The sequence below is a fragment of the Acetobacter malorum genome (assembly GCF_001580615.1).
Taxonomy (GTDB): Bacteria; Pseudomonadota; Alphaproteobacteria; order Acetobacterales; family Acetobacteraceae; genus Acetobacter; species Acetobacter malorum.
Window position 1 is genome coordinate 24,064 of sequence record NZ_LHZC01000027.1, and the last position, 8,377, is coordinate 32,440.

The window sequence follows — 8,377 nt, forward strand, 5'->3', positions numbered from 1 at the left end:
CAAGGTGTTTTGTTATCAGATCAAAAATGAGCATGGTGGGGAGGCTAAGCGGAATGGCGGTTCCTCGCCTGCCATGTGGCCAGTAAAAGGCAGGCGGACGGGCCACTTTTTGATCCGGTTGCGCTGCGCACTTGTCAGAAAGCAGAGGATTATCTGTGGTCTGCCATGCTCTTGGTGCGCAGGGGGCTGGCTTGATCTTTCCTGAATTTGCAGGCCAGTTTGGCGCATATTCCGCTAGGGAGATTCTGAATGAAACTGATTTCCGTACGTGCCCTGTCGGCGCTTGCTGTTACGACTATGCTGGCCGGCGCGCCGCTTTTTGCACATGCTGCCGATACCCCGGCTCCTGTCTCCAAAGGGGGCGAGCAGGCTGAATCTGGTGGCAAAACGGCGCAGCTGACCGATACGGACCTGTCCGGTTATGTTGGTTCCATCGACCCGGCTGAAGTGGGTGGCCTGCTGAACTATTGTACGCAGGGCAACTACGTTCCTGATTATGACGACGCCTTTAAGGTGCTGCAGTCCTATAATCAGAAAACCAACGCCGTGCCGGACGGTCAGGAAGGCAACATGTTCTACGCACGTGGGACAGCAGGCCAGCTGCAGGCCAATGGCAAGACCTATTCCATTGCCACCTCCAGCATTCCTGTGCGCCAGAAGACCTGTAAGGCTGTTCTGGATCGCGCCAAAGCCGCTCTGTAAGGCATCGCCTTATCTCTCTTCTGCGGTGAGGGGTTCTGCCTCTCAGCCCGGAAAGACAGGGGGTTTGCAGGAAGGTCAGTCGCATCGCGGCTGGCCTTTTTTGTGTTGTAATGACCAAAGTTTAATGGTTCTGATCAAGTCGCTGTGCCTTTCCCCCTTGCTCCCGATGTGATCAAAACCATTCTGCCCCTGTAATCAGACAGAGCAGGGTAGAAAAAGATAAGGAGCGGAACGAGCGTGCCAGAAGCGTTTAAAGCTCCGGCTGGAGCAGGTCTGACAGCCGGGCAATATGAGGATATGGTGCAAAAGGCGCATCAGGATCCTGAGACCTTCTGGCTGGATCAGGCCCGCAAGCTGGCCTGGCATATTCCGCCGCAACAGGCGTCCCGCTCTGACTTTAAGAACGATGTGCGCATTGACTGGTTTTCTGACGGACGGCTGAACGTCTCGGAAAACTGTTTGGACCGGCATGTCCGCACCCAGCCTGATAAGGTCGCGCTGATCTGGCAGGGGCAGGATGAGGACCAGAAGGAAAGCCTGACCTATCAGGAGCTTCACGCCCGCGTCTGCCGTCTTGCCAATGTGATGCGGCGTCTGGGTGTCAAAAAAGGTGATTGCGTTGCCATCCATCTGCCCATGGTGGCGGAAGGCGTGATCGCCATGCTGGCCTGTGCCCGCATTGGTGCGGTGCACGTGGTGCTGTTTGGCGGTTTTTCTGCCGATGGTCTGGCCGAGCGCCTGAGCGACAGCGGGGCCGTGCTGGTGCTGACGGCAGATGTGGCGCGCCGGGGCGACAAGCGCATTCCCAGCAAAACGACCATGGATGAGGCCATTACGCGCTGTGGCGCGGAAAGCCGCGTGCAGCATGTTCTGGTGGTGGCTGTGACCGGCGCAGACGTGCCCATGCAGCCGGGGCGGGATCTGTCTTACGCGGATGAAGTGGCGCAGGAACTGCCGGACTGCCCGGCAGAAAGCATGAGCGCGCTGGACCCGCTCTTTCTGCTTTACACATCCGGTAGCACCGGGCGGCCTAAGGGACTGGTGCATGGCTCTGGTGGGTATCTGGTCTGGGCGGCGTTTACCCATGCCACTGTGTTTGACCACAAGCCGGACGATATTTTCTGGTGCACGGCCGATACCAGCTGGATTACCGGCCATACCTATGTGGTTTATGGCCCGCTGGCCAATGGCGGCACCATTCTGGTGTATGAAGGTCTGCCTTCATGGCCCGCGCCGGGCCGCTGGTGGGATGTGATCGACCAGTATGGCGTAACAGCCTTCTATTCTTCTCCGACCGTGGTGCGCGCTGCCATGCGGGAAGGTGATGATGTGGTGCGGAGCCGTTCACTGGCCAGCCTGCGGGTGATCGGTACGGTGGGCGAGCCCATCAGCCCGGAAGCCTGGCAGTGGTTCCATGATGAAGTCGGCAAAGGCCGCTGCCCGGTGGTGGATACCTGGTGGCAGACGGAAACCGGCGGCGTGATGATTACCGCCGCCGCTGGCTGTGTGACACCGCGCCCCGGTGCCGCGTGCCTGCCGTTGCCGGGCGTTGGCGCTGCGCTGCTCGATACGCAGGGGCAACTCGTCGAAGGTCCGGGGGAAGGGCTGCTGTGCATGGCGCGCTCGTGGCCGGGGCAGGCTCTGTCTATCTGGAAAGACCACGACCGTTTCCGTCAGACCTACTTTACCACCTGTCCGGGCTACTACTTCACCGGGGATGGTGCACGTCGGGAAGCGGATGGCTATTACTGGATTACCGGCCGCGTGGACGATGTGGTGAATGTATCCGGCCACCGGATTGGCACGGCGGAAATTGAGGACGCCGTGGCGATGGGCCACGAGGTGGTGGAAAGTGCCGCTGTTGGCATTCCGCATGACCTCAAAGGTCAGGGGCTGGTGGTGTTCGTGGTGCCAAAGGAAGAGGGTGTGTTCCACCCCTCAGCCGTCAACCGCGCTGTAGCTGCCGGGGTTGGGCGGTATGCAGTGCCCGAGAAAATCTATGTGGTGCGGGACCTGCCCAAAACACGGTCAGGCAAAATTGTCCGCCGCCTGCTGCGCAAGATTGCCATGCATGACCTGAAAGGGCTGGGCGATCTGTCCACGCTGGCAGACCCCGACATTGTGCAGGAACTGATTGCATTGGTGAAGACGCAGGACGCGTAAGGTTCTGGTGCGACACGAGAAGGAGGTGCGTGCAGCGCGTCCCCAGCCCTGATTGTGCTGGAAATTCCGTGTCACATAACACAGCGAAAAGGGGACGGCCCATGTGGCCAGCCCCCTTTTCTATCTCAACACTTAGACAAATGTGTTCAGATTATTTGGTGTTGCTGCCCGGAGCCGGGACCAGCTGCGCGCGCACTTCACCATGCGGGTGGGCTACGGTGCCAAGACCCACAAACAGCTGACCGTGGCGATACAGATCAATCTGGTCCGCGCTGAGGGTGAGTGTGCCCGTCAGCGGCGCAACGTAGGGGCCTTTGAGGTCCGCAACCTTTTCAGCGGTTTTAGACAGGTCTTTTGCGGCCATCAGTTCAGCTCCAGTCACCGGGCCGGAAAGGTTGTTCCAAGTGATGGTGTAGCTGAGCAGATTGTTCTCGGTTTCCAGCGTGGCGCGCACGCCGCCCGTCACGTGGGACGGAGAGGCTTTCTCGCTGGCGAAGATGCCTTCGGACTGGATGGTTTCTGCGTGGGAAAGAGCTGGCGCAAAAGCCAGAGCACCGGTCAGAAGAGCAGCACTAAGCGTAAAATGTTTTTTTGGAATCATAATCGTCTCCTGTCGAAGTATAATTGTCTTACAGGAGGTCTAAACGCGCTCTTTCTAAAAAGGTTCCAAATTGGGTTTTTAGAAATTTCTGAAAGAGCGCATGTTTGTGTTGTGAGAAATGTCTTTATTTCTGATGAATACGCTGGCGAATAGTTTTGAAAGCGTTATTTATTGACTATTCAGAGAGCGCGATGGGAGCAAAACGCGGCACACCGTTTACGGTTTCCTGCCACATGGCCAGCGGGCGCACCCAGTAATCCCCGCGCGCTTCACTGCGGTAGGTGACCAGCCATTCCTCGGTCTCGCTGTGGCGCCCTACGCAAATCACGGTATAAAGTCCGCCTTTATAATGTCGGTACGGGCCGGGGCGCGGATGGTCGGGTTCGGGTGTATCGAGCGTATTGGGATCGTGCATTTTCATGGTAGTCTTCTGTTCCACAGCTTGCGGGGGGATCGCAACCTTGAACCGACATGTTCTTTCAGGCCGGATGCTGGCAGGCCTTGCCGTGCTGGCGTTAAGCGCCGTGCCCGGCCATGCCGCAACACACGGAAAGGCCAGCACGCACAAAAGCAGCGCGCACAAAGGGCATGCCAGCAAGGGGACGGCACAGCAGAGCGGGGACCCGGTGGTGATGACCAGCCAGCCCGGCTCCGCACTGGATAAACAGGCCCGCATCCTGAATGCGGAAGATCTGGCCTCCGCCGCCCGGCACCATGAAAAACCGCTTGTGCTGATTGGCTCGGCTCCGCTTTCCACCACGGGCAAGAGTATCGGCCTGTTTGTGCAGGTGCAGTCCGCCAGCCTATGCGGCTCTGCGGGCTGTTCGACCGATGTTTACCTGCAGCAGAAAGGTGGCTGGACCAAAGTGCTGGATTCCGTCAGTGGTCCCATCAGCCTGCTGCCCACAACGCATGGCATCATGAAAGATATTCTGGTGGACGGGTCTGATCGCTGGATCTGGAAAAAAGGCACCTATACCGACACACTGGTGGCGACTGACCTGCCGGGCTTCAAAACGTCCATCCGTCGCCATCAGGCGGCTATGAAAAAAAGCGGCCATCCGGTTTCTGAATAAAGACCCTGTTGGACAAGCCGGCCCGGTGTGGCCGTCGGCTGGCTGTGATGGCCTGAAAAAAGAACGGAGACTGCATGCCGGATAAAAGGCACCCCCCGACTGCCGCAGGCAGCCTCGGGCGTACCCTGCTGAAAACACTGTGTACCGTAGCGCTGACGGCTTTGCTGATTGCCCTGCTGCGGGAAGGACTGAGCCTGCTGCCGTGGGTGGACCGTAAAACAGGCCAGCATGCCGGATCTGCTGTGCTTCAGGTGCTGGCCGCCGATGGCAACGCCAGCCAGCAGCAGATGATTGCTGCTGGCCTGATGGTGCTGTGTTTCCTGCTGGCAATTGTTCTGGTGCGCTGGGGCGAAGGGCTATTAGACCGCAGTCGCTGAGGCAGCCTCGGCCTGTGACCAGAAAAACGTCAGCTCATGCTTGTTATGGGCCAGATGGCGCAGGCTGCCACCCGGAATGGCCTCAAAGGCTGTCACGGTCTCATGGTCCGTTTCACCCTGAAATTTGACCGTCAGCACCATATTCTTGGTGCGGCCTGACTCAATCCAGCGTCTGGCCAGTGCCAGCAGGCGGGCCGGGTAGGCGATGATATCGGAAAACACCCAGTCCACTTCCGGGAAGGACGAGGGTTCCAGCCCAAAGGCGCTCCCCTGCTGGAACTGCACATGCGGCATGGCGGCTACAGCCGGGTCCAGCGGGGCGCGGTCAATGGCCGTAACATCCGCACCAAGCTCGGCAATAGCCCATGTCCAGCCGCCGGGTGTGGCACCCAGATCCAGACAGGTTTCACCCGGTTGCGGCCAGCGGCGCAGCAGGGTGCAGGCTTCCCATAGTTTCAGATAAGCGCGGGACGGCGGCCCTGTCCGGTTTTCCACAAATTTTGGCGCACCGTTAATAAACGGACTGCTCTTGCGGGCGGAAAACAGCATGGTTTCCGGGCTCAGCAACGTCCACGCGCCCAGTGGCGCAGTGGGTGCTGCCGTCGGGAAGGTGAGGAGGGCGGCTTTGATGGGGGGCAGATTGCTTTCAATCAGCGCAGCGCGCCGGAAGAAATCTGCGGCATACAGGCTCCAGTTCCGCTGGCGGCCACGCAGGATTTTTGCGGCCCCCTTGATGGAGGGAATGGTGACCAGTTCCGGCTCTTCCCACACATCCAGCGCCCAGGGTGAAAACACGGAGGGCTGGGAGGATAAGGCGAGCTGGCCGTGCCAGCGGTCTACGGTGACGCCGCGCCGCTGCAAATCCTGTTCCAGAACCGCTTCCAGCCCTTCCGGCCCAAGCCATGCGCCACGAATAATCTCGGTCATCCGCGTACCCATCCGGCAGCAAGGCAGAGCCATGAAAGAATAAGAATGCTTCCCCCGGTTGGGGCCACGTGGGCGGCATGCTGGCCGGTAAAGGCGGTGTAATACACGCCCCCGCAGAACAGCAGCGTGCCCAGCAGTAGACCGCAGCCGCCAAGTACCAGCGGTTTGGTCGGGCGGTCCCGCGTAGTCAGGCCGAGCGCCAGTAGGGCGAGGGCGTGCCACATCTGCATTTCCAGTGCGCCATGCGCCATCAGGCGGCCGCCGGGGCCAAAATCAGCCTCGGGCAGATGGGTGGTGAGCGCGCCCATAATGGTGCCGGTGCCAGCAAGCAGAGCGCCGCAAACGCGCCATGAACGGGGAAGACTGGATAATGAAAGCATGATGCCGCCTTATAGAGGCAGAACCGGGCAGGGCGGAAGCAGAAACCTGCCATCAGGAAAGAGGATGAGCGTATGAGTATCCGCATTGATCGTGTTGTGACCCGTGGTGGTGATGCCGGGCAGACCTCTCTGGGTGATGGTTCCCGCGTGACCAAGGACAGTACCCGGATTGAAGCTATGGGATGTCTGGATGAGCTGAATGCCGTGGTCGGGCTGTTGCGCAGCCATGTGGCGGCGGAGAGCGCAGATGCCAGCCAGTTGGCGCAGCTCCAGAACTGGCTTTTTGATATGGGGGCCGACCTGTGCCAGCCGGAAGGCCCCAAAGCGCACAAAGCCAGCCGCCTGAGTGGTGAGAGTGTGGTGGAACTGGAACGCTGGATAGAGCAGTTGCGGCAGGCGCAGGCCCCGTTGACCAGTTTTGTGTTGCCCGGCGGCGCACAGGCCGCCGCATGGGCGCATCTGGCCCGCACACAGACTCGTACAACAGAGCGGCGTGTGGTGGCACTGGCGCAGCAGGAGGCCGTGAACCCGGAACTTTTAAAAATGCTGAATCGGCTGTCTGATTATTTCTTCGTGCTGGCACGGCATTTTAATCAGGATGGCAGGACGGACCTTGTCTGGACCCCGGCAGCGCAGCGGGTAGCGGTATAAAATCAGGTTTACGGGTGGTTGTTTTTCTAAAACCACCCGTGTTTTTGAAGTAATAACACTAAAAAATGATTATAGTGTTCCGCTAAGAAATTTTTAAAAATACAGTCCATTTTGCAAAGACATTTTAAGAGTTCTTCTTGCGCTGTTTTAAGCAGATCAGGCGGTATGCTGCGATAAATGACGGATTTTTCATAGAAAACAGGCGCGCTATTCCCAGAAACCCTTTGAAAACCGGGAAATGCGTGATAAGCAGGAGCGACAAACCCGTCTAAGTGCTTTTAAAGCTCAGGCAGGTCTTTACCAACAAATATCATGGAACCTGTTGGGTCACACCCACCTTGCCCTTGGCAGGGAAAAACGTTTTCCGGATTGCTCTGGCTGGAGTGGGCGCATCGTCCAGCATCAGTTTTGTGTGGCAAATCCGGTTTTCATGTTTGACAGAGTCAGGAAAGTATAAAGAAGCGTGACTTCCGAATTTATGAAGACACCATCATTTTTATCCACCTCACGGGGTGACGAAAAACGTGATGAGGCTTTTGAAGAAGCCTCCCTGCGCAACGCTCTGGAACGGCTTGGATCGCCCAGCCGCGCTCGCGCAGGAACGCCTCGCCCCGCAGCAGATCCCGCTCAGGGCAAACGCCGCCGTTTTGTAAAAGATGGTGATGTGCAGGTAGAGAAACATTCTCTGGCGCGCACAACGCCCCGCACGCTGGCCATGCCGCGCACGGCAACCACATCGCGCGCTGTGCATTTTTCCGATGAAGAAAACTCGGAAGTTTCCAAACTGCGCCGCCAGCTGGCAGACGAAAAACTGCGTGCTGAAGAGGCCGAACGCCAGATTGAGTCCTTGCAGACCGCGCAGCGCGGGCTTGAAACCCGTCAGGCCCATGCGGATATCATGGTGCGTGAGCTGAAAGGCAAGCTGACCCAGCGTGAGGAAGAGCTGACTGAAGCCGGTCGTAACCTGCGGAGCGCCCAGCGCACCGTGGAAGCGCTGGAAGAAGAAATGCAGGCTCTGCGCAAAAAGCTGGAAGCGCGCCCGCGCGGTCGCCCGCGCCTGAAACCGCTTGAAACTGCGGCGGAAGAAGACGAGGTGCTGGTGGTGGAAAATGATGAGCCGCAGCCCGTTAAGTGGTGGAAAGACTGAAATCCTGACACATTTTGCAGTAAAGTGCGGGCATGAAGAATAATTCTGTCACGCCCGCACTTGTCGTTCTGGTAGTGGATGTCGCGCTCGGGGTGGCATTCGTCTTGCTGCCTCCGGTGGTGATGAGCTTTCTGACGCTGCTCAAAGATGTGTTTGGCGTGCTGATTCTGCCGTTCACCTTCCTGTTCGGGCTGGCTGGCTGGTCGTCAGACATGTCCTCTCTGGACAGTGTGATGGGCGGTCTTACGCCCAGTATGCTGCGCCATCCGTTTCGTGCCATCATCGCAGCGGCCTTTATTGCCGTGGGCGGACTGTGCTCTGTTCTGGCCTGTGGCAGCCCGCGCGCGGCGCAT

The 8,377-nt window shown here is 58.6% G+C and carries 11 protein-coding genes; 7 read left to right on the forward strand and 4 right to left on the reverse strand.

The genetic code is table 11. The features are described from left to right. Positions 1-249 precede the first annotated feature (249 nt). Together AD930_RS00910 and acs are read left to right on the forward strand one after the other, a co-directional pair. Complete coding sequence (locus tag AD930_RS00910; protein WP_043551999.1) at positions 250-702, forward strand: DUF2501 domain-containing protein; 453 nt, start codon at positions 250-252, stop codon at positions 700-702. A 237-nt stretch (positions 703-939) separates the two neighbouring features. Continuing rightward, positions 940-2,865 carry an acetate--CoA ligase gene (gene acs / locus AD930_RS00915; RefSeq protein ID WP_061504785.1) on the forward strand — a complete coding sequence of 642 codons (1,926 nt, stop codon included), beginning with the start codon at positions 940-942 and terminating at the stop codon, positions 2,863-2,865. 151 nt (positions 2,866-3,016) lie between these two features. Here the strand turns inward: acs and AD930_RS00920 are convergent, their stop codons facing one another. Both AD930_RS00920 and AD930_RS00925 read right to left on the reverse strand, forming a co-directional pair. Then, positions 3,017-3,466, reverse strand: coding sequence for a CHRD domain-containing protein (locus tag AD930_RS00920; protein ID WP_061504786.1), 450 nt, complete (start codon positions 3,464-3,466; stop codon positions 3,017-3,019). 175 nt (positions 3,467-3,641) lie between these two features. Continuing rightward, positions 3,642-3,887, reverse strand: a complete 246-nt coding sequence (locus AD930_RS00925; RefSeq protein WP_082781595.1) for a DUF1653 domain-containing protein — start codon at positions 3,885-3,887, stop codon at positions 3,642-3,644. Positions 3,888-3,954: 67 nt separating this feature from the next. Between AD930_RS00925 and AD930_RS00930 the strand changes: the two genes are divergently transcribed. Next, positions 3,955-4,542, forward strand: coding sequence for a hypothetical protein (locus AD930_RS00930; RefSeq protein WP_061490558.1), 588 nt, complete (start codon positions 3,955-3,957; stop codon positions 4,540-4,542). Between the two features lie 74 nt (positions 4,543-4,616). Continuing rightward, positions 4,617-4,919: a hypothetical protein gene (locus AD930_RS00935; RefSeq protein WP_052404037.1), complete on the forward strand. Its 303-nt coding sequence runs from the start codon at positions 4,617-4,619 to the stop codon at positions 4,917-4,919. On the opposite strand, the gene AD930_RS00940 is transcribed toward AD930_RS00935, so the two are convergent. After that, the gene (locus AD930_RS00940) at positions 4,902-5,846 is read right to left on the reverse strand and encodes an SAM-dependent methyltransferase (protein WP_061504787.1); all 945 of its coding nucleotides are present in this window, start codon (positions 5,844-5,846) and stop codon (positions 4,902-4,904) included. The genes AD930_RS00935 and AD930_RS00940 overlap by 18 nt on opposite strands. Continuing rightward, positions 5,843-6,226 carry a DUF423 domain-containing protein gene (locus tag AD930_RS00945; RefSeq protein WP_061504788.1) on the reverse strand — a complete coding sequence of 128 codons (384 nt, stop codon included), beginning with the start codon at positions 6,224-6,226 and terminating at the stop codon, positions 5,843-5,845. Before AD930_RS00945 ends, AD930_RS00940 begins: the two co-directional genes overlap by 4 nt. 72 nt (positions 6,227-6,298) lie before the next feature. Between AD930_RS00945 and AD930_RS00950 the strand changes: the two genes are divergently transcribed. The 3 genes from AD930_RS00950 to AD930_RS00960 all read left to right on the forward strand — a co-directional run. After that, complete coding sequence (locus tag AD930_RS00950; protein WP_061504789.1) at positions 6,299-6,877, forward strand: cob(I)yrinic acid a,c-diamide adenosyltransferase; 579 nt, start codon at positions 6,299-6,301, stop codon at positions 6,875-6,877. Between the two features lie 463 nt (positions 6,878-7,340). Next, complete coding sequence (locus AD930_RS00955; RefSeq protein WP_244150444.1) at positions 7,341-8,024, forward strand: V-type ATPase subunit a family protein; 684 nt, start codon at positions 7,341-7,343, stop codon at positions 8,022-8,024. Positions 8,025-8,056: 32 nt separating this feature from the next. Further along, a partial coding sequence (locus tag AD930_RS00960) for a hypothetical protein (protein ID WP_061504791.1) occupies positions 8,057-8,377 on the forward strand: 321 nt, incomplete at its 3' end.